This window comes from Celerinatantimonas marina (assembly GCF_046054165.1).
Lineage (GTDB): Bacteria > Pseudomonadota > Gammaproteobacteria > Enterobacterales > Celerinatantimonadaceae > Celerinatantimonas.
The window spans coordinates 123,495-144,412 of the sequence record NZ_JBFNXK010000011.1; the positions used below are offsets into that span (position 1 = coordinate 123,495).

Genomic DNA, 20,918 nt, shown 5'->3' on the forward strand with positions numbered 1-20,918 from the left:
GTAATTTTACCCAATTGCACTGAAAATAGACATAGCGAAATCTAGGCAAATCTAGGCTTTTTGACCGGCTTTAGGGATCTTTTCCAACCATTCCACCAGCAATTGCACGGATCGTTGGCCACGATATTCATTAATCTCTAATTTATAGGCCACATGGATCTGCCGACACTGAAAATCCGGCCAAAGACTCCGATCAATATTGAACGCAATGGCATCAACTACCGTATTGCCCCCCACACTTTGCAGGGTCATCTTCAAGTGATTCTCTCCAACAATTTTCTGCCCGAGTAAGAAAAATTCCCCATCAAATACCGGCTCTTCAAATCCCTGTCCCCAAGGACCGGCCTGTTGTAATAATTCGGCAAATTCCAGAGTCATCAGCTCAGAGGGGAGTTCACCATCAGAAAAGAGCTGATAATTCAGATGCTCCGGTTCGACAAATTCCGTGGCAACCCGCTCTAACTGCTCCACAAATTTTGTAAAGTTCTGTTGAGGGAGCGATAAACCGGCAGCCATGGCATGCCCACCGAACTTATCGATCAACCCCGGATTTTGGGTATCAATCCGCTCCAGCAAATCTCGCATATGCACACCGGCAACCGAGCGTCCGGAACCTTTTAAGGTCTGTTCATCCGCTTTAGCAAAAGCAAACACTGGCCGGTAGTATTTTTCTTTGATCCGTGACGCCACAAGCCCAACCACACCTTGATGCCAATCTTCTCGGAACAAGGCTAGCGCACTCGGCAGTTGCTGCTCATTCAGGGATAACTTCGCGACGCTCGCTTCAGCCTCCTGCTGCATACTGATCTCTATCGATTTTCGTTCTCGGTTGAGGCCATCCATCTCACTGGCCATTCGCCGTGCTTGCTGAAGATCGTCACAAAGCAAACATTCAATTCCAAGGCTCATATCGTCCAATCGACCCACCGCGTTTAAGCGTGGTCCGAGAGCAAAGCCTAAATCACTGGCAACCAATGATGACTGTTGACGCCGGGAGACTTCAATCAAAGCCTGGATCCCCACACAGCATTTACCCGCTCGAATTCGAGCCAGCCCCTGATACACCAAAATCCGGTTATTCTGATCAAGACGCACCACATCAGCCACGGTTCCAAGTGCCACTAAATCTAAATGATCCGCCAAGTTAGGCATGCTGATATTTAATGCTGAAAACAAATTCTGCTCACGCATTTTCGCGCGAATGGCCAATAGCAAATAAAATGCAACCCCGACGCCGGCCAGACTTTTACTGGGGAAATCACAATCCGTCAAATTCGGATTAACGATCGCCTCAGCCGCAGGCAATTGTGCCCCGGGTAAGTGGTGATCGGTGATAATCACTGGAACCCCACGTTGATGAGCGTGCTCAACCCCACCAATGCTTGAAATTCCGTTATCAACCGTAACGATAAGTTCAGCACCTTGCTCACAAGCTAAATCGGCTATTTCCGGTGATAAACCATAACCGTATTCAAAACGGTTTGGCACAAGGAAGTGAACGTCATGAAACCCCAGGGCCCGCAACCCACGGAGCATCAAGGCACTACTGGTGGCCCCATCACAGTCGAAATCACCGACGATCAAGATTGTTTTTAACCGGTAGCTCAGGAGCAGCTCAACGGCACGAGACATTCCATTGAGTTGTTCCCAACTCGTCAACGCCTTCACACTTCGGTTCAATTGCTGTTCCGAGTGAATTCCCCGCCGGGCATAAATCTGTTGGATCAGTGGATGGATCTGGTCAGAAAAACCAGAGGTATCGGCATGATTACGCCGAATTAAACGAATCGTCGTCATAATTTATTAAAACAAGATGGCTGTCTTAAAGACAGCCATCTTGACCTTGGAATATCAATTCATACATTATTTGGTGGCAGGAGCCGGGAATCCATGCGCAAATAGCTTCGACAATGCCGGATATAATTTATGCAGCCGATCCAACGATAAAACCCCATCATCATCACTTAACGTGATCTGAGTCAGGCCATCCGAACTCCCAATCGTCAGCGTATAATTACCATCGGCTAATTCAACCGGTGTCACGCCATAAGCTTTTAAATCACCTCGTTTCCCACTGTCATAATCCACTTTTAATTCACCGGACTGAACAGAATACGCAGTCACTTTAAAGCCCAATAACGGTAAAGCCTTCCCTAAAGCTTTCAGTGTTGGGTGCAACGATGCGTGAGCGATCAATGCTGATGTTCCATCTGATGCAAAAGTCAACTGAATGGGTTCAATTGCCGCTGATTCAGATGCCACTGATGAAGGATGCGTTGCTTGCTTCTGAACTTGAGCCTGCAATTTTTGCTGCTGATCGTGAACATAAGCAACAAAACGATTAATTTCCAGCACTTCCTGACGTTGGTTACGTAAATCCTGACGCGTGGCCGGTCCGGCTGGCTTTTGTTCATAACCCAGCAAAACCGGAGCAATCATCGCACTACGACCATTGGGCGAAACGGCGATCCGATATTTAAAATGCCGACGATAATAAACATCATCACTACTGAACAAACCACCATCTAAATGCCAATGATCCGATACCCAGTCTGCCTGCAATTCAGTCTGCTGAGCATTGATCTGCGTGATACGGGTTTTCTGAGCCGCCAGATAACCACGGATTAAACTCATAACCCATTGATGTGTCGCTTCAGCAGATTGCGCATGCGGCACATCCAACCAGAATTCCGGATCTCCGTTATCCTGATAACTCAATTCACCAGGAACCAGTGCAATCAACTGTTCCGGCGGCTGAACATCAACCTGTTCGCCGACATAATTCGTATACGAATAGTCTTTTCCAAGAGCCGGAATATCAAAATCAGAGTGATGAGCCGGAGCCTGAAGCGTATCGGGAATGATCAATGCTGATGAAGGCTTAACCTTTAAATAATCAAAATCATGTAAGGCCCGTCCTGAGTCACTGCTGGATGAACAGGCAGACAACCACAGCACTGAAATGCCACTGGCTGCCAACAACCGCAATCGAGATGAAAAAATCAACGGCTTCTCCGCTATTATTATAAAATGATACCAACGTTATCGCCGATACCGGGAAAGCTTAATCTGTGCGCTGTAGTCTACTGACCCACTGCCCTAAACACAAGGTCAACGATTCGGCAGCTGTCTTTCGAAATACATTCACCCCTTATCACGATGGCAATCAACCGAAACGACACGTATAGATTCCTTCATTTGAACAAAATCTGCCCTTAAAGTTCAACCGCCCCTAAACTGGAAATTCAAAAGCCTTCCGAGTATCCTCAATCCAAGATCAATTTATGAGTGAATAAGGACATGGTGCACCATCTTGTCATTACCGCTGTAGGCCAAGACCGTCCGGATATTGTCAATAAAATTACCCGTCATGTCAGTGATTGCGGTTGCAACATTGTCGATAGCCGTCTGGCGCTTTACGGCTCTGAATTTACCCTGATCATGTTATTGTCAGGCAACTGGAATGCCATCACCCGAATAGAAACGACATTGCCCTTAAAAAGCCAAGAGCTGGATTTAATCACCGTGGTCAAACGCACCACCCAACATGAACAACGTCATTACCATGCTCGGGCCAATCTGAAAATAAGAGTTCCTGACAGTGCTGGGATTATTCGGCAATTCACCCAATTTATTTCCGATCAAGGGTTATCCCTAGCATCATTGCGTTCACAACTAGACCATCAATTTCTCGAACTGGAGATGGTTGCATTTGTTCCGGATAACTCCGTCTCTACCGATCAGATGCAACAACAGTTTGATGCATTATGCCAGCAACTGGGAACTGAATCGGCTCAACTTATCATCCATCCACAATAGTTCACTAAGGAATCATGATGCCACCACTGACAGCAGGAACCAAAGCCCCCGCATTTACGTTAAAAAATCAAGACGATCAGGATGTGAGCCTGAGTGATTTTCAAGGTTCGAAAGTCTTAGTTTACTTCTATCCAAAAGCTTCTACTCCGGGATGTACCATGCAGGCTTGCGGCTTACGTGACAGTAAAACAGAACTCGACCAACTGGGGATCACGGTGTTAGGGATCAGCCCAGACAGCCCTAAACGACTCACCAATTTCATCCAAAAACAATCTCTTAATTTCACGCTGCTGGCCGACGAAGATCATCAGGTTGCGGAAGCGTTTGGAGTCTGGGGAGAGAAAAAATTTATGGGTAAAGTTTATGATGGGATCCATCGAATTTCATTTCTCATCGATGAAAATGGAACGATAGAAAAAGTATTCGATAAATTTAAAACCAAAGATCATCATGAAGTCGTTCTAAATTATTTACAGTCATAAGAACCATCACGACCGTCTGAAACGAGATAGATATAACAGCAAAAGGCCGAATACCGGCCTTTTAACGATGAATTAACTAAATCATAGATAGCTAACTAGCTCCATCTGATTGCGATAATTCATCCTTAGGCCAAGCATTGATCACCGCTTTGACCAAAGTGGCCAGCGGGATGGCAAAGAACACGCCCCAAAATCCCCACAGCCCTCCGAAGAGCAATACTGCAATAATAATGGCCAAGGGATGTAGATTAACGGCTTCTGAAAATAGCAGTGGCACCAATAGATTACCATCAAGCGCCTGAACGATGGCATAAGCTAGCATCAAATAGCCAAAATTAGCCGTTGGGCCCCATTGAAAAAGGGCAACGACTGCTACGGGAATAGTCACCAGCACGGCACCAATATATGGAATTAACACCGATAGTCCTACCGAAACACCAAGTAATGCCGAGTAACGCAAGCCCATTAGCATAAAGACCAAATAGCTCACGATGCCCACCACAATAATTTCGATGACCTTGCCTCGGATGTAGTTAATAATTTGCTGATGCATTTCATGCCAAACTTGGCCTACCAGTATTCGATTTTTCGGCAAAAATCGAGTCATCGACGAGACTAATTTCTGCTTATCACTTAATAAGAAAAACAACATAAGTGGCACTAAGACACAATAAATAGCAATCGTCGCCAAATTAATTAATGAACTGAGCGATGCCTGTAGGACTTTTTCCCCCATACCAAGCACCCGTTTTTGTACTGCATCCGACACGGTATCCACCAAACTGCGATCGATCAGCTCTGGGTAACGTTGTGGCAAAGAATCCATCCAAACCTGCATTTTGCTAAACATAACCGGCAGTTCACCAATTAAATTAGCCCCTTGAGTCCAGACCGTCGGAACAATTCGTAACATAGCCACAATCATCACGGCTATAAATATCGTTAGCACAATCACCGTTGAAATCCGACGACCAACACCAACCTGTTCCAACCGGGAAATAGGCCAATCCAATAAATAAGCCAGTACAATGGCTATTAATAGTGGAGTTAACAAATGGCCGATGAAATAAAGAATAATAAACCCTGCAATTAATATTAAAATTAATGCAACAGCTTCTGGGTCGGAAAATTTTCGTTGGTACCAACGTTGTAATAGGCTAAACATACAGGCGTTAAGCGCCCCCTCTGCGGTTTTCTAATAACAAAAGAATCATTTAAACAATACTCAGGCTCTTCATTTTATGCTCGGCTACTATAACAAAGATATACATAATAACCATTGTTCGCTGTGAATGATTTTAGTTACTATGGGGTACTTAAAGCTCAGCCAAATACAGGATGACTGATCATTTTGAATTTTCGTCATAAAAACCAAACCCGTCTTGCCATTTTCTCTCGACGTTGGTTATGTTATAGCCTGTTTCCATTACTTTTATGTGGAGGATTTCCTTCTTTCACAGCGGCGGCTGACGATGCCCTCCCCCAATTAGGAACCGCAGGTGTGCAGGCTTTATCCATTGCCAAAGAGCGTCAGTATGGCGATGCCTTTATGCGAATGAGCCGAGCGAGCGGAGGAATCATCAATGATCCGGTGTTAACAGATTTCATTAATCAATTAGGCTATCGATTAGTCTCCAATGCCGATGGGGTCCGTTTTCCTTTTCATTTTTTCTTGGTTAACGATCCCACTATTAATGCGGCCGCTTTTTTAGGAGGCTATGTCAAAGTCAACAGTGGCTTATTTTTATATGCCCAGAGCGAAAGTGAACTAGCAGCCGTATTAGCCCATGAAATCAGTCATGTGACTCAACGCCATATTGCTCGTAGCATTGAAAACGCAGCCCAAAATAACCATCTGACTATTGCCGGTCTTCTGGGTTCAGTCATACTCAGTATTGCCAACCCAGCGGCCGGCATAGCGGCCATGCAAACGTCCATCGCAGCCAGTATTCAGGGGAAAATTAATTTTACCCGACAAAATGAAGAGGAAGCGGACCGGATCGGGATGCAGGTTTTGGCTCGCTCCGGCTTTAAACCTTCGGCCATGGCAACTTTCTTTGGTCGTCTGGCCTCGAAATACCGTTATACAACGAAACCACCGGAAATTTTGGCCGATCACCCGTTAACAGCCAACCGAATTGCCGATGCTCAAGCGCGAGCCAGCCAATATCCCAATAAATATGTTGCGCCGGACTTAGATTTTCAATTGGCTAAATCGAGGATTCAAGTTCGTTTTGGAACAATGGATGCCGAACAAGCCCTCTCCGAATTTAAACATCAGCTACAAACCCAGCAATACGTGCTGCGTGATGCCGCTCTCTATGGTGAAGCTCTGGCACTTTTTGCAGAAAAAAATTATCAAGAGGCCCAAAAAATTATCGAGGATTTGGCGCATCGTTACCCTGAAAATTTGTTTTTCTTAGATACTCAATCCGATATTTTATTAGCAATGAATCAAACTGCTCAGGCCATAAAACTGCTCAATACAACCCGTCAGCGACTTCCGGATAATCCAGTGGTCATACTCAACCTAGCCGTCGCTTACGATCAGGCGAAACAATATGCCAAAGAAGCCCAGTTACTCGATCATTACTTAAGAACCCACCCTGATCAGATATTAGCTTGGCAGATGCTGACCGAAAGTTATCAGCGCCAACAATTAGATGGTAAAGCCTTACAATCACAAGCTGAATATTTTGCCTTGCGGGGACAATATCAATTGGCGATTAAACGTCTTCAAAGTGCCACATTTCAGGATAATAACCGCCTCGATGAGGCTCGAATTAAAGCCCGGATTGAACAATTTAAAGTGGCTCAGGCCGATCTGGACAAGTTACAAAATTAATCGGTGTATTATCGACAATGCATGAACATAATTATAAAAATCCCAATTCATCACTAAGCTGATAATACGGCTAATATAATATTGACCAACTGTACTTACAAAAGAGAATTAAATATGTCCGAAATCACTATCTATCATAATCCCCGATGTTCAAAAAGCAGAGAGACATTAAAACTATTAGAACAACAAGGGATCACACCAACGATTATCGAGTATTTAAAAACACCACCCGATGCGGCGACATTAAAAGGTCTTCTCCAAAAACTGGGTTATAGCCCCATGCAGTTAATGCGGCAAAAAGAAAGTTTGTTCACAGAATTGAATATTGCAGATCAACCGCTTTCGGATGCAGAACTAATTGACATAATGATCGCTCACCCCAAACTCATCGAGCGCCCCATTGTCGTTCACGGTAATAAAGCCATCATTGGGCGCCCACCGGAACAAGTACTGACGATTTTATAAACCCAGTGTTTCCTTGACGAAAGGGACGGTCAATTTACGCTGCTCAGTGATCGAAGCCCGATCTAACTGATCCAATGCATTGAGTAGTGTAGGCATATCGCGGGAAATCCGCTTAATCAAAAATCGAGCGACCTCCAGCGGCATTTTTAAACCACGCAGTTCAGCTCGCAGCTGCAGCGCACTCAATTTTTGGGCATCATCCAGCTCAATTAACCGATAAGTGATCCCCCAACTTAAACGGGAGGCTAAATCAGGTAATGCCCAACTTAATTGATGCGCTGGAGCATTCGCAGTGACGATAAGCCGGGTGGCATCAGATAATTCTTTCCGACGGTTATAGAAATTAAAAATAGAAGTTTCCCAGTCTTTATCACCGGCGACAGCATCAATATTATCCAGACATACCAACGCCATTGATTCTAAACCATCCAGATAACCAGGATGCATCATGGCATGCATATCCAAAGGCAAATAAGCGGTTGCTGCATCGCTACTATTCATTTCAGCACAACAGGCATGCAGCAAATGAGAACGACCCGAATCCGGTGCTCCCCAAATATAGACAATGCGTTCGCCCTGATCCAGAGCAAGGTTACGCAGCGCTGCTAGCAGCTGCATATTTTCACCAGCGTAAAAACTGGCAAATGTTTCGTCATCCGGTAAATGAACCGGAAGTGATAATTGAGGCGATCTAGTCAAAGGATAGTTTAAACCCTAAATAATTCGCAGTGATTATACAGCTCACCCGATTAATGAACAAGACCCGGAGATTATCACAGCCAAACCACACGACATGGCTATAAAAAACCCATTTCAATACAATTTCCAAAGCTGATAAATGGCAACTTTTTTATGATAGTCACCCACACAACGTCTACTTATCTGACTGATATTGGTATAAATAAGGATTTTGAGGGTCAACCTTAAATTCCCCCGTCAGATCCAACGCATTTTTTAATTCCTGCCATTGACTCAGCAACTGCACAGAAAAGGTATAGTCATGGCCTGACACAGCGATCAACTGCGAGGTTCCCACACTCGGTTGGGTACTCAAAAACGTATCAATTTGATGATACTCGCTGAAATCATTCACCTGAGTGAACGTTAATTCAATCCGTTCACCTAAAGTATCCGAGCGAACTACTGCAAAATGAGCGGCCAAAGCATCGGCAACTGCAGCCCACATATCTGCCTGAATATTCTGTCCCAGTTCCAGAGACCGTTGCTGACCCGACCCTAAGCTTTGTGACGTTCTCAGATCCAATAATTGCCAATCTAAAATTTGGGTTTTATCAACATCCGCATATTGTTTTATCAATAATGCAATATCGGCAGCATAACGATGGCTAGCTTGAATCACCGGAGCGGTGAATCCCCCCCAGACATCCGAAGTTCGAATGACCATCGAATCATCCAAATCCATCACCGGTAATAACACCGGAAGGGCATACTGCTGAGCCTGTTGACGTAATACATCCCCTTCATCAGAACCATCGGCGACAAAATCACGTTGTCCATCGTGCTCTTTGACATCCCAAATGACCATGAGCGGCCGCTGAACGCCCCAAAACCGTACTTTAGCTTCCGTAAGCACTTTTTCAATCTGAAGTCGGTTAAACTGGACGGATATCATCGACTGACCATTTTGCTGAAGATAGGCATATTGCTGCAAATAATTACCCGCTTTACTTTCTGCTTTTTCAATAACCGGGTTCGTCAATGCTTGATCACTCCCCGTCACCCGCACGATCAATTGTTTAAAGGCCTGTTGCTGATCTTGGTCTAATTGACCCGATGAAGGGATCTGCAATTGATACGGATCCACATTGCTGACCGCCCAAGCCGTATGGCAGAACAACAACCATAAAAAAAGAATAAAACCTTTTTTCAGCATCTGAATACGGCTCCTTAACTCACTACAAACAGATTTTAAAATTATTTAGTTCCAAAGATTTTATCACCGGCATCACCTAGACCAGGCATGATATACCCTTTTGAATTCAGGCCTTGATCGATTGATGCTGTGTAAAGTTCCAGATCTGGATGCGCTTTTTCCAAAGCTTTTAAACCTTCCGGCGCAGCAACCAGAACTAACACCTTGATATTTTTACATCCCTTAGCTTTGAGCAAATCCACAGTTGCGATCATCGAACCACCGGTTGCCAGCATCGGATCAACCACTAACGCCAACCGCTCATCAATCTGCCCTACCAATTTTTCAAAATAAGGGACAGGTTCCAGAGTTTCTTCATTACGGTAAATTCCGACAACGCTTACTTTAGCCGATGGCATATGCTCTAACACACCATCCATCATCCCTAATCCTGCACGCAAAATAGGTACGACTGTCGCTTTTTTACCTTTGATTTGTTCAACGGTAACCGGCCCCGCCCATCCATCAATAGTGACATCTTCCATTTCCAGAGTTGATGTCGCTTCATATGTAAGTAAACTGGAAACTTCCTTCGCTAATTCGCGAAAACGTTTAGTACTGATGTCCGATTCACGCATCAGCCCTAATTTATGGCGGATCAGAGGGTGTTTCACTTCGTATACTTTCATTGGTGCTCCCTACTTAAAAATAATTCAATTTATTTATCTCCTGTTTAATTTTACAGGAATTGAGGAAAATGTCGCTGTTCTTCAGTCACTACTGTTCGCCAGTTGCGAACACTGTTAGAATATGCTCGTTTTGTAAACCCCATAGCAACAAGGTATAACTGTGAGTAAGCAAACTCCCCCATTAAGTTACAAAGATGCTGGTGTCGATATCGATGCTGGTAATGCACTTGTTGAACGCATTAAAGGTGTCACCAAGAAAACTCAACGCCCAGAAGTTATGGGTGGATTAGGTGGTTTCGGCGCCCTTTGCCAACTGCCTAATAAATATAGAGAACCGGTTTTAGTTGCCGGGACAGATGGTGTCGGGACGAAATTGCGTTTGGCAATGGATCTCAAAAAACATGATAGTGTCGGTATTGATCTCGTCGCTATGTGTGTCAATGACCTGATTGTTCAGGGAGCCGAACCACTGTTCTTCTTAGATTACTATGCTACTGGTAAACTGGATGTTGACACAGCGGCAGATGTTGTAGCTGGAATCGGTCATGGCTGCGAACAAGCCGGCTGTGCCTTAATTGGTGGTGAAACAGCCGAAATGCCCGGTATGTATCATGGTGAAGATTATGATATTGCTGGCTTTTGTGTGGGTGTGGTCGAAAAATCTGAAATCATTGACGGTAGCCAAGTCACTGATGGTGATACCTTGATTGCTGTTGCTTCGAGTGGCCCTCATTCCAATGGTTATTCTCTGGTTCGTAAAATCCTAGAAGTCTCAGGACAAGATCCAAATCAAGCATTTGGTGACAGTACCCTAGGTGAAACCTTACTGACTCCCACCCGGATTTATGTCAAAGCAGCTCTGGAGCTCTTTCAACAAGTTCAGGTGCATGCGTTATCGCATATTACCGGTGGTGGTTTCTGGGAAAATATCCCCCGGGTGCTTCCTGATGGGACCAAAGCTGTTATTGATGAAAGCAGCTGGCAATGGCCAGAAATTTTCCATTGGCTTCAAGAAAATGGCAATGTCTCTCGGGAAGAAATGTACCGGACATTCAACTGTGGTGTTGGACTAATCATCGCCCTCCCACAGGATAAAGCATCACTAGCGATTGAGATCCTTACTCAAGCGGGTGAATCTGCTTGGCAGATCGGCCATATCGAAACAGCCGAAGCAAACGAGGCAAAAGTTGTCATCGCCTAATACACTGAAGCGAATTGCCGTACTCATTTCGGGGTACGGCAGTAATCTTCAAGCTATCATTGATGGTTGTCATCGACAGCAGATTGATGGCCAAATTGAAGTCGTAGTCAGTAGTCAGCATAAGGCTTATGGGCTGACCCGAGCCGCTGAAGCGGGAATCGATACTGCGGTATTGACCCGTACCGATTACCCGCAACGAGCGGATTATGATGAAGCGCTCCGAGAACTATTGGATGATTACCAGATTGATCTGATTGTTCTGGCAGGCTTCATGCGTATTTTAACCCCCGAGCTAGTCACTCATTATCAAGGCCGGATGCTAAACATTCATCCCTCGCTGTTACCTAAGTATCCCGGGTTAAATACCCACCAGCGAGCCATCGATGCCAACGATCCTGAACATGGATGTAGTATTCACTTCGTGACCAGTGAACTCGATGGTGGCCCTATCATTTTACAAGCCAAAGTTCCAGTCTTTGCAGATGATGATGCCGATTCGTTGGCTGAGAGAGTCAATCAGCAAGAGCTGGTTAACTATCCCGTCGTCGTCCAGTGGTTTTGCCAAGATCGATTGTGTATGCATGACGGTCAAGCATGGCTGGATGAAAAGCCTATTGGCAAACACGGCTATGCAGATGATGAAGAATAACCAATAAAAAAAGCCATGAACACATGGCTTTTTCCGTTTTTACGACCCAACAAAAATCTGTAGCTAACATGCCCTGAAGGCGGGCTATCGCTCCTTACGACGCTTGTACTCGATTCATCACTAATTCCCCCAGATAAAATACCGTATATTCTCCTGAGGCCATTCTTTGCCATGATTCGTTACTGGTAAGAGGTTGAGTCGCAACCACTGTGACGACATCATCAGGTGTGGTTTGAGTTTGAAAATCAACCGTTACATCAGCATCCTGCAAACGTGCTTGTCCAAATGGGGCTCGCCGTGTAATCCAATGCAGATTATTTGAGCAATAGGCCATCACATACTCTCCATTACTCAATAACATATTAAAGACCCCCAGCTGACGCAACTGGTCTGCCAGCGATGCGATAAACCCAAAAACTTCCTGCATCTGCGGCGGTTTTTGCGGATAATGTTGACGGAGCTGTTCTAAAATCCAGCAGAAAGCCAACTCGCTATCGGTTTGCCCGATGGGATGATAAAACCCGGTATCGAGTAATTCATAATCCTTCAGTTGCCCATTATGTGCGTAAGTCCAGTTTTCTCCCCACAGTTCTCGGGTAAATGGATGAGTGTTTTCTAAACTAACGCCCCCCCGATTAGCCTGACGAATATGGCTCACAACCGCACAGCTTTTAATCGGATAATTAAGCACCATTTTAGCAATTTCTGATTCCGCACTCGGTGCAGGATCTTTAAAACTCCGACATCCTTTCCCTTCGTAAAAGGTAATTCCCCAACCATCTTTATGGGGTCCAGTATGACCGCCACGCTGAACCAGCCCGGTGAAAGAAAAACAGATATCTGTTGGAACATTGGCACTCATGCCCAACAACTCACACATGACCAAAACCTCTTCGTGAACGGAGCCTATGCTGCCATTTTTTGTTCAATTAACTGGATTAATATATGAATCACTTTGATATGAATTTCTTGAATACGATCTGCATAGCCAAAATGTTTCACACAGATCTCACAATCCGCCACACCGGCTAATTTACCCGCATCTTTACCCGTGAGTAAAACAACTTTCATCCCTTTGCTGTGGGCAACATCAATCGCTTTAATAATATTGGCTGAATTACCGCTGGTCGTAATGCCTAATAAGATATCCCCGGTCTGACCGAGCCCTTCAATGTAACGAGAGAAAATATCATTAAAGCCGTAATCATTTCCGACACAAGAAATATGACTGGGATCAGAGATGGCAATCGCCGGATAAGCTGGACGATTTTCTCGATAGCGTCCAGTGAGCTCTTCAGCAAAATGCATCGCATCGCAATGAGAGCCCCCGTTTCCGCAAGAGATCACTTTTCCACCTTTTTTAAAACTCTGAGCAATCAGATCAGCGGCCTGCTCAATCGCTTCAATATTAGCGGAATCATTAATAAACTGAGATAAAACTTGTGATGCTTCGGTAAGCTCCGCAATGATTAAATCACGACTCATGAATTAGCCCCATCAATAAGAATTGATCACATTATACTGTTTTTTTCAGGCTAACTCATTATCACCGGATTAAATCATTTAAAATTCAGAACTTGTTCCCATTTTTAAATGGAATATTAATAATCAATATTACACACTGTAATGATTATTAAACCAAGACACAGCCTGAGTTCGATTTTTCACATTCAATTTACGGAAAATATTAAATAAGTGAGACTTGACCGTATTTTCACTTAAATGAAGTTTTTGTGCCACATCATAATTAGAGCAGCCAATCGCCAGACAACGTAGTACTTCGATTTCCCGTGGAGAAATTTTAACCCGCTTAACCGGAGCATCTTCTCCTGATTTACGTTTATACAACTGGAGTAATTCACCGACTAACTGACGACCGAACCACATTTCACCGTCCATCACTTTACGGATCCCTTTCTCCAGGATATCCAAAGAATCACTACTGAAGAAAACTCCACAGACATTACTTAAATTACTGACGACATCCAGTGGCTCCTGCTCAGGATAATCCAGTAATAATATTTTTAGATGGCTATTGTATGGTGAAAAGAATTCAAACCAAGGACTATTCACTGCTTTTACAGTTTGATAATCGATCATGACGATATAATCGTGATCCTCAATCGTAAAATCACTAGGAGTCACACAAATTTTGTAATCCATTGCAAGTGCAGAGGATAGGTGATTCATTAAAGCAGATGAGAAAACGCCACCTGACGATATCAAAATCAATTTATTGGCCATGGTATATCTCTCCCGTTGAAGTATCTTAACTGATACTCGTTTGCTAGCATCCCCCACTCAAAAGAACTAATTCGTTTAACAATTCCAGAGTAGCATGAACTAACAAGTATGCCCGATGATGTAGAGGAACTAACGCACTTAAGCTCCGTATGGATGAAAATTTTATCAGGAATTCATCCAGTAACCAGAGCGGAGCTCCTGAGGAAGAAGGAAAAGGGTCCAAAGTGTAAACTTTGCGTTCCAGACTAATACTAACGGCCACCGTTGAGATATACACATAATCTTAATTAAAGATTTAAAATCAAATAGTTAAACACAAATCGTAATACTTTAATATTAGCCTTTTTTAATGAATTATTCATTATCTATAGAGTAAAAAAGATTAACGAAATAATCTTATTTTATTGATTGAAAAACATCCAAAAGAATCACTTTTATCAGTACGGGTTTATTGAACGTAGGTTGTTTTCAGTCGCAAGTTGCTTCACTATCAATGTACTTTTCATCATCATATGACGGTATATGTTTAGATCTTTTTACAAAATCGCATTATTACTTGGCTTAGCCCTATTCACGACATCGGGATGGACTGCCGTACTTAAAGCCAACCAAGGCGTATTTATAAGTCAGGTCCGTCAGGCGATTAATGGCCCTAAACAAAATCAGGAACGGATCAATAGTGCGGCGCTTGCTCTGCAGCAGGCTTTCAAAGCACATACCAAACATGTGCTTTACTCACCAAGCTGTTCCAGTGTCGATTGTCTCGCCGGTCCAAAAATTCAAGGCTATAGCTACTACGTTTCGCCTCAATTTGTATTCTGGGATAATCAGGCTGCAAATGGAGCCGGACAGAAGGATGTTCCGGAACTAAAAATCGCCATTTACGATGTTGCTTCACGGCAGGTCATCGCGACTCAAATCATTAGTTCTGGCTCCAGTAGTGTCATGATCGGAGGGAGCCACACAGAACATGAGCTTCTCAGTGGTTCAGTGAAAGCAGCGATTGATGCCTTTTATAAAGACCCCTCATAATCGCTGAGCCCACGCCAAAAGTTCACGAAAAAAGCAGGTGATGATGCAAAGTACCAGTGCACATAACCTGCGATTAAACCATTAACCTGCCAAACAGGACTCATGGTTTTCCCCCTTTGGGATACTGGATACCCAAAGATTGGAGCCTCACAGTGCGTGGATGAATAATGGAAACAGTGTCCACGCAGCTGGTATGAAACAGAGTCAATCTCAATATCTAACTGAACCTTCGCTAACTCCTGCAACCGTTCGTGCATCTGGCTGGAACCATCTAAGAGCCCACAACCAGGCATTGTTTCCCCAGCTAAGTTCGTCAGTTGCTGCTGCAAATAAAGCATGCCGCCACACTCAGCCAGAATAGGTTTTCCCAACTGGAAATGGGCCATAATTTGCTGTTTTAACACGATCCGTGAAGCGAGTTTGCTTAGATACAATTCGGGATATCCACCCGGTAAGTACAGCGCATCACACTCCGGTAACGGTTCACCATCAACCGGAGCAAAATAGCAAATCTGAGCCCCTTGCTGAAGCAACCAGTCGATATTGCCCTGATAGATAAAACTAAAAGCACGGTCTTTAGCCACCGCAATACGAATACCGGCCAGCTCCAATACTGTATTGCACTCAGTAGCAACGGATCCAGGCCACTGATGGGGCGGAATTGTAACTTCACTGACGGCACTTGCGATCCAGCGACTAGCCGCTTCAATGCGTTGTTCAATATCTGCAATCTCTTGCGCTTGTACTAAGCCTAAATGACGCTCAGGAAGCGCTAGCTGGGGATCTTTAGGTAAAGCGCCAAGCCAGGCCAACGACGCGGGTAAACTCTCGGCCAGCAATCGACCATGCCCTTCAGAGCCCACCTGATTGGCCAAAACTCCCCATAATTTAAGCTCCGGTCGATACTCGGAAAGCCCAAGTGCAATCGCCCCAAACGTCTGAGCCATGGCGTGACTATCGATCACCGTCACGACCGGAATATCCAGCCACACCGCCAGATCAGCACTGGAATCATCGCCATCAAAGAGTCCCATCACCCCTTCGATTAAAATCAAATCCTGATGCTGAGCGGCAGTAGCTAACAAATTCTGACAATGGGATTTCCCCATCATCCATAGATCGAGCTGATAAACATTCTGGCCACTGGCTAATGCCAAAAATTGTGGATCGATAAAATCAGGACCACACTTAAATACCTGAACGTTCAGCCCCTGATTTCGATAGTAACGCGCTAACGCAGCGGTCACCAACGTCTTACCACTCCCCGATGACGTGGCGCTAATCAATAATGCAGGACATTGACTCATTGATCATACTCCGGCCAAAGTTGCTCCAGGTGAAGATGCTTTTCTAGCACATCAGCCAGCCGATTTAATGACTGCTCCCGTAATGCATTGAGATCGACTTCGATCTCAGAGTCTAGGCCAGCCCATTTCAAAATGGCGTTAAGCGCCTGTGGCTGATCCAGCAACCCATGTAAGTAACATCCCATCACCTTTTGATCTGAGCTGATCGCTCCATCAACTTGGCCATCAGCCCTCTGTAATAATGGCTTCGCCTCTGCAACCCGACTGACCCCAACGTGGATTTCATAACCTTTGACCGCGACCGGTTGTTGCTCAGAGAGCAGCAGGGTTGCAGTCACATTGCGCAACTGTTTCTCCTGAGACAGTGTGGTCACAACCGGGAGTAATCCCAGCCCTTCGCTCTGCCCCGGTTCACCTTCCGTTCCCCATGGATCCGCGATCATTTCGCCCAACATCTGATAGCCCCCACAGATGCCTAAGATTTTTCCGCCATATCGCAGGTGATCCAGCAATGCTTGATCCCATCCTTGCGCTCTCAAAAAATCGAGATCGCTGCGAACACTTTTGGACCCCGGTAAGATCACCAAATCAGCGGCTGGCCAAGGTTCCCCCGCGCGCAGATAGTGAAAATCGACCTGTGGGTGCTGCCGCAAGCTGTCAAAATCCGTATGGTTACTGATCCGTTTAAAGACGGGCACCACAACTTTAAGCTTCCTTTCTCCCGCCGTTTGTTGAGCACTGAGCGCATCTTCAGCATCCAGCACCAGATCCGTTAGATAAGGGATCACCCCCAGCACTGGTTTTCCGGTTTGTGCTTCTAACCAATCTAAGCCCGGTTTGAGCAGCGCAACATCACCACGAAAACGATTGATCACAAATCCGGCAATACGCTGCTGCTCCGAGCCACTGAGCAATGCATAGGTTCCATAAAGATGAGCAAAGACACCACCTCGGTCAATATCTGCCACAATGATAACCGGAATATCCACCGCCTCGGCAAACCCCATATTGGCAATATCATGCTCACGCAGATTAATCTCTGCCGGGCTTCCGGCACCTTCAACCAACACCACCTGATACTGCGCTTTAAGACGCGCAAATGACTGACAGACGGAGGTTAAGAGTTGCGGCTTAAACGCGTGATATTGCACGGCATCCATATTGGCATACGCTTTTCCCCGGATAATCACCTGCGCACCGATATCGGTATTCGGCTTCAATAACACCGGATTCATATCCGTGGAGGGGTCAACATAACATGCTTGAGCTTGCAGCGCCTGAGAACGACCAATCTCGCCGCCATCGGCCGTCACGGCACTGTTGAGTGCCATATTTTGCGGTTTAAACGGTGCGACCTTAATCCCTTTGCGAGCTAACAACCGTCCTAAACCAGCCACTAAGACACTTTTCCCGGCATCGGAGGTTGTGCCCTGTACCATCAATGCCGCCATTGATTCGGGCTTTCTAACTGGCTGCGTTAACTCGGGTAATAAGCCTTTTAAAGCCTGAGGCAATCCTGCATTCACCATGATCACCCGATGCGCTATAGCTGCAATCTGCTGATGGAGCCATCCCGATTCATCCACAAACCGGCGGCTGAGTTCACCCAAAGGCACCACACCTTGCCCCACTTCATTAGACACTAATAACACGCTTCCCTGAGCATTCTGTAACGCCTGCAACAGTTCATCCCGAGCCATTGGCCAACCGGCTTCATTTTGGGTGAGTTGATTGGTCACCCACAGGGTTAAACAATCGACTAATAGACAATTATCCACTCGACTATGACGGCGAATGGTTTGAGCTAATTCCAGAGGGGATTCTATCGTCATCCAATTGGGGGGGCGGCTGTTCTGATGATGCTCGATTCGAGCCCGCATCTCATCATCCCAGGCCTGAGCAGTGGCAATATAACAGACAGGTAATCCCATTGTAGTGGCACGCGCTTCGGCGTAACGACTTTTGCCACTGCGCGCGCCCCCTAAAATCAACTCCACATGGATGCTCATAAGATCTCTACTAGTCGCTGGCAACTCGCTTGCAAGCGTTGCCAATGTGTTTCACTCTGCGGCAGGCCAAAGCGTAGCGCATCCCGCTCATCCGTTAATCGTGGCAAAATACCATCCTGACAAAATTGCTCAAAATAATCCGTTGCCGCTTTCAAAGGAACTCGGCAAAACAGATGGCAGTTCACGACACCAGAAAAATAGCGGCTCAGTAAATCGGCCAAACGCTGTCCGGCCGTGATTAAGTCGTCACGCTGCTGATGTTGCCAGCTTAAATCACTTAACGCTTGCGTCATGGCCCATTGGGTCGGTCCACTGACGCTCCAGGGGCCCAAATACTGCTCAAGCCGGGATAATAACGTCGCATTGGCCAACACAAATCCACCTCGAGCTCCAGCTAATCCAAAAAATTTGCCAATCGATCGCAGCACGATCAATCCCGGCTGCTGAGCCTGTGCTGACACAGATAAATCTGGCGTGACGTCAATAAACGCCTCATCAATAATTATCCAAGCTCCCCGAGCTTGCAATTGCTGCTGCCAGTTTAAAAGTTCATCGGGGTGATACTGCCAACCCGCTGGATTATTCGGATGGATCACCAACAACACATCACACCAATCTAAATCATCGTCACTGGGCTTTTCGTCAAAATAACGGATCACAGCACCACAGGTTCGCCACGCCTGATGATGTTCCTGATAACCCAGTCTGGGCAACAAAACCTTAAGCGGAGCAGCAAACTGTTCTGCCAGTATTATCGGAAGTGCCATAATAGCCGCTTGCGAGCCCGCTACAGCCAATAGTGAAGATTGTTGATAGTACTGCCGCGCAGCATCTAACAGAGCCGTTGAAGACTCAGGCAGATGCCACCAAACTTCTTGAGGGGGAGCGGCTAATGGATAGCTGCGCGGACTAACGCCAGTTGACAGATCGACCCACTGCTCAACCGGGCGCTGATAACGACAAGCAAACTGTTTCAGTCGTCCCCCATGTTCTAACATAACAACTCCATCCATAAACGCTACCCCAACCATGCCCACAGAATAACGAAACTCCATGTGACCGCTAGCCACAATAACTGAGCACGCCACAGCAACTGACAACTGCGTTCAATGTCTGGTCCGGTCACGGTTTTCCCGCAGCCCATGAACGGTTTATCTTTAAGTTTGCCAAAATACTGTGCCGGTCCCCCAATAATGATGGCTAACGCGCCAGCGCCAGCACACATCACCGGGCCACCATTAGGGCTGGCGCACTGCCGAGCCTGAGTTCGCCAACACTGCCATCCCAGACGAAACTGCCCGCAGAGGCAATAACTCAGCGCCGTTAACCGTGCGGGAACAAAACCTAATACGTCATCCATATGGGCAGCAAAACAACCAAAATATCGATATTGTTCAGTACGATAGCCCCACATGGCATCGAGTGTATTCGCAAGCCGAAATAAAACACCCCCCAAAGGGCCCAAACAAAAACTCCAAAATATCGCACCAAATACGGCATCCTGACCATTTTCTAAAACTGATTCGACCGTTGCAGATGCAATTTGCTGTTCGTTCATGGACTCGCAATCCCGACTCACAATATAGCTGACTCGTAGCCGTGCTTGTTCCAAAAGCCCAGCTTGCAGAGGACGTGCCACAGCCTGTGCATGTTGCTGCATACTTTTACCCCCGATACTAAACCAGGTAATGACCGCACTCAAACCAACGGCCCCAACAGTAGGCAAAGACCAGTGAATCACACCAGCACCCCATGCAAAAGGCACAACCAAAATACACCAACCGAAGATCCCCTTCGCGAATCGATGCTCACCTTGATTAAGATAGGCCTGTACGCGACTGGCACAAAGACCAAAACCAACTAACGGATGAAATCGCCGAGGTTCGCCAAATACACGATCCAGAATGATCGCGATTGTCACAGCGAAAGTCTGTTGGATAAACCAGTCCATTACCGATAAATCCTTGATGTTTTAAATAAAAAAGAAGTATATCGAAATAGTCATAAAGCCGCAGAAGATTCCGACAGTATGAATAAAATTCAAGAGAATTAGAGAAAGATTTAAAAACTGTAGATGCGAAAAAGCCTCCACAAGGGAGGCTTTTTCTGGAAACTGGCGGAGTAGACGGGACTCGAACCCGCGACCCCCGGCGTGACAGGCCGGTATTCTAACCAACTGAACTACCACTCCACAAGGAATACAGATGTATCCAATTTTGTTGAAATTTGGCGGAGTAGACGGGACTCGAACCCGCGACCCCCGGCGTGACAGGCCGGTATTCTAACCAACTGAACTACCACTC

The 20,918-nt window shown here is 45.7% G+C and carries 20 protein-coding genes, 1 tRNA gene and 1 pseudogene; 7 read left to right on the forward strand and 15 right to left on the reverse strand.

From position 1 onward, the window contains the following. Positions 1–51: 51 nt before the first annotated feature. Together recJ and bamC are read right to left on the reverse strand one after the other, a co-directional pair. A complete protein-coding gene (gene recJ / locus ABUE20_RS13095; RefSeq protein WP_408620405.1) occupies positions 52–1,800 on the reverse strand; it encodes a single-stranded-DNA-specific exonuclease RecJ in 1,749 nt (582 codons plus the stop codon). Between the two features lie 63 nt (positions 1,801–1,863). Further along, on the reverse strand, positions 1,864–3,006 hold the full coding sequence (bamC, locus tag ABUE20_RS13100; protein ID WP_408620381.1) for an NlpB/DapX family lipoprotein: 1,143 nt from the start codon (positions 3,004–3,006) through the stop codon (positions 1,864–1,866). A gap of 294 nt (positions 3,007–3,300) precedes the next feature. Between bamC and ABUE20_RS13105 the strand changes: the two genes are divergently transcribed. Together ABUE20_RS13105 and bcp are read left to right on the forward strand one after the other, a co-directional pair. Next, complete coding sequence (locus ABUE20_RS13105; protein ID WP_408620382.1) at positions 3,301–3,819, forward strand: glycine cleavage system transcriptional repressor; 519 nt, start codon at positions 3,301–3,303, stop codon at positions 3,817–3,819. 17 nt (positions 3,820–3,836) lie between these two features. After that, positions 3,837–4,301: a thioredoxin-dependent thiol peroxidase gene (gene bcp / locus ABUE20_RS13110; RefSeq protein ID WP_408620406.1), complete on the forward strand. Its 465-nt coding sequence runs from the start codon at positions 3,837–3,839 to the stop codon at positions 4,299–4,301. A gap of 91 nt (positions 4,302–4,392) precedes the next feature. Here the strand turns inward: bcp and ABUE20_RS13115 are convergent, their stop codons facing one another. Beyond that, positions 4,393–5,466: an AI-2E family transporter gene (locus ABUE20_RS13115; RefSeq protein WP_408620383.1), complete on the reverse strand. Its 1,074-nt coding sequence runs from the start codon at positions 5,464–5,466 to the stop codon at positions 4,393–4,395. Positions 5,467–5,652: 186 nt separating this feature from the next. Here ABUE20_RS13115 and bepA point away from each other — a divergent pair, with 186 nt between their 5' ends. Then, on the forward strand, positions 5,653–7,146 hold the full coding sequence (gene bepA, locus ABUE20_RS13120) for a beta-barrel assembly-enhancing protease (RefSeq protein ID WP_408620384.1): 1,494 nt from the start codon (positions 5,653–5,655) through the stop codon (positions 7,144–7,146). A 114-nt stretch (positions 7,147–7,260) separates the two neighbouring features. Beyond that, on the forward strand, positions 7,261–7,611 hold the full coding sequence (gene arsC / locus ABUE20_RS13125) for an arsenate reductase (glutaredoxin) (protein WP_408620385.1): 351 nt from the start codon (positions 7,261–7,263) through the stop codon (positions 7,609–7,611). Here the strand turns inward: arsC and hda are convergent. From hda to upp, 3 genes are all read right to left on the reverse strand, one after another. Further along, positions 7,606–8,310: a DnaA inactivator Hda gene (hda, locus tag ABUE20_RS13130; protein ID WP_408620386.1), complete on the reverse strand. Its 705-nt coding sequence runs from the start codon at positions 8,308–8,310 to the stop codon at positions 7,606–7,608. The genes arsC and hda overlap by 6 nt on opposite strands. Before the next feature lie 175 nt (positions 8,311–8,485). After that, positions 8,486–9,505: a DUF8605 domain-containing protein gene (locus ABUE20_RS13135; protein WP_408620387.1), complete on the reverse strand. Its 1,020-nt coding sequence runs from the start codon at positions 9,503–9,505 to the stop codon at positions 8,486–8,488. 41 nt (positions 9,506–9,546) lie between these two features. Further along, complete coding sequence (gene upp, locus ABUE20_RS13140) at positions 9,547–10,173, reverse strand: uracil phosphoribosyltransferase (protein ID WP_408620388.1); 627 nt, start codon at positions 10,171–10,173, stop codon at positions 9,547–9,549. Positions 10,174–10,333: 160 nt separating this feature from the next. Here upp and purM point away from each other — a divergent pair, with 160 nt between their 5' ends. Both purM and purN read left to right on the forward strand, forming a co-directional pair. Continuing rightward, positions 10,334–11,374: a phosphoribosylformylglycinamidine cyclo-ligase gene (purM, locus tag ABUE20_RS13145; RefSeq protein ID WP_408620389.1), complete on the forward strand. Its 1,041-nt coding sequence runs from the start codon at positions 10,334–10,336 to the stop codon at positions 11,372–11,374. Positions 11,375–11,378: 4 nt separating this feature from the next. Continuing rightward, a complete protein-coding gene (purN, locus tag ABUE20_RS13150; RefSeq protein ID WP_408620407.1) occupies positions 11,379–12,023 on the forward strand; it encodes a phosphoribosylglycinamide formyltransferase in 645 nt (214 codons plus the stop codon). 94 nt (positions 12,024–12,117) lie between these two features. Here purN and ABUE20_RS13155 read toward each other — a convergent pair whose 3' ends face one another. The 3 genes from ABUE20_RS13155 to ABUE20_RS13165 form a co-directional block, all read right to left on the reverse strand. Then, positions 12,118–12,903: a class II glutamine amidotransferase gene (locus tag ABUE20_RS13155; protein WP_408620390.1), complete on the reverse strand. Its 786-nt coding sequence runs from the start codon at positions 12,901–12,903 to the stop codon at positions 12,118–12,120. 26 nt (positions 12,904–12,929) lie between these two features. Beyond that, positions 12,930–13,508 carry a D-sedoheptulose 7-phosphate isomerase gene (gene lpcA / locus ABUE20_RS13160; RefSeq protein ID WP_408620391.1) on the reverse strand — a complete coding sequence of 193 codons (579 nt, stop codon included), beginning with the start codon at positions 13,506–13,508 and terminating at the stop codon, positions 12,930–12,932. 129 nt (positions 13,509–13,637) lie between these two features. After that, positions 13,638–14,267 (reverse strand): LuxR C-terminal-related transcriptional regulator, encoded by a 630-nt coding sequence (locus ABUE20_RS13165; RefSeq protein WP_408620392.1) that lies wholly within the window; start codon positions 14,265–14,267, stop codon positions 13,638–13,640. A 522-nt stretch (positions 14,268–14,789) separates the two neighbouring features. On the opposite strand from ABUE20_RS13165, the gene ABUE20_RS13170 reads away from it, so the two are divergent. Beyond that, positions 14,790–15,299: a DUF4823 domain-containing protein gene (locus tag ABUE20_RS13170; RefSeq protein WP_408620393.1), complete on the forward strand. Its 510-nt coding sequence runs from the start codon at positions 14,790–14,792 to the stop codon at positions 15,297–15,299. On the opposite strand, the gene ABUE20_RS13175 is transcribed toward ABUE20_RS13170, so the two are convergent. The 6 genes and pseudogenes from ABUE20_RS13175 to ABUE20_RS13200 all read right to left on the reverse strand — a co-directional run bounded on the left by ABUE20_RS13175 (position 15,281) and on the right by ABUE20_RS13200 (position 20,806). Then, on the reverse strand, positions 15,281–16,606 hold the full coding sequence (locus ABUE20_RS13175; RefSeq protein WP_408620394.1) for a cobyrinic acid a,c-diamide synthase CobB: 1,326 nt from the start codon (positions 16,604–16,606) through the stop codon (positions 15,281–15,283). The genes ABUE20_RS13170 and ABUE20_RS13175 overlap by 19 nt on opposite strands. Continuing rightward, positions 16,603–18,057, reverse strand: coding sequence for a cobyric acid synthase (locus tag ABUE20_RS13180; RefSeq protein ID WP_408620408.1), 1,455 nt, complete (start codon positions 18,055–18,057; stop codon positions 16,603–16,605). The genes ABUE20_RS13175 and ABUE20_RS13180 overlap by 4 nt, the downstream gene beginning before the upstream one ends. A gap of 54 nt (positions 18,058–18,111) precedes the next feature. Continuing rightward, positions 18,112–18,615: pseudogene (gene cobU / locus ABUE20_RS13185) on the reverse strand (bifunctional adenosylcobinamide kinase/adenosylcobinamide-phosphate guanylyltransferase); the annotation flags it as partial. Beyond that, entirely contained in the window at positions 18,612–19,613 is a 1,002-nt protein-coding gene (gene cobD / locus ABUE20_RS13190; protein ID WP_408620395.1) for a threonine-phosphate decarboxylase CobD, read from the reverse strand. The gene cobD and the pseudogene cobU, both read right to left, overlap by 4 nt. 20 nt (positions 19,614–19,633) lie before the next feature. Continuing rightward, positions 19,634–20,566 (reverse strand): adenosylcobinamide-phosphate synthase CbiB, encoded by a 933-nt coding sequence (cbiB, locus tag ABUE20_RS13195; RefSeq protein ID WP_408620396.1) that lies wholly within the window; start codon positions 20,564–20,566, stop codon positions 19,634–19,636. 163 nt (positions 20,567–20,729) lie between these two features. Further along, positions 20,730–20,806: transfer RNA gene (locus tag ABUE20_RS13200), tRNA-Asp, on the reverse strand. Positions 20,807–20,918: the final 112 nt, after the last annotated feature.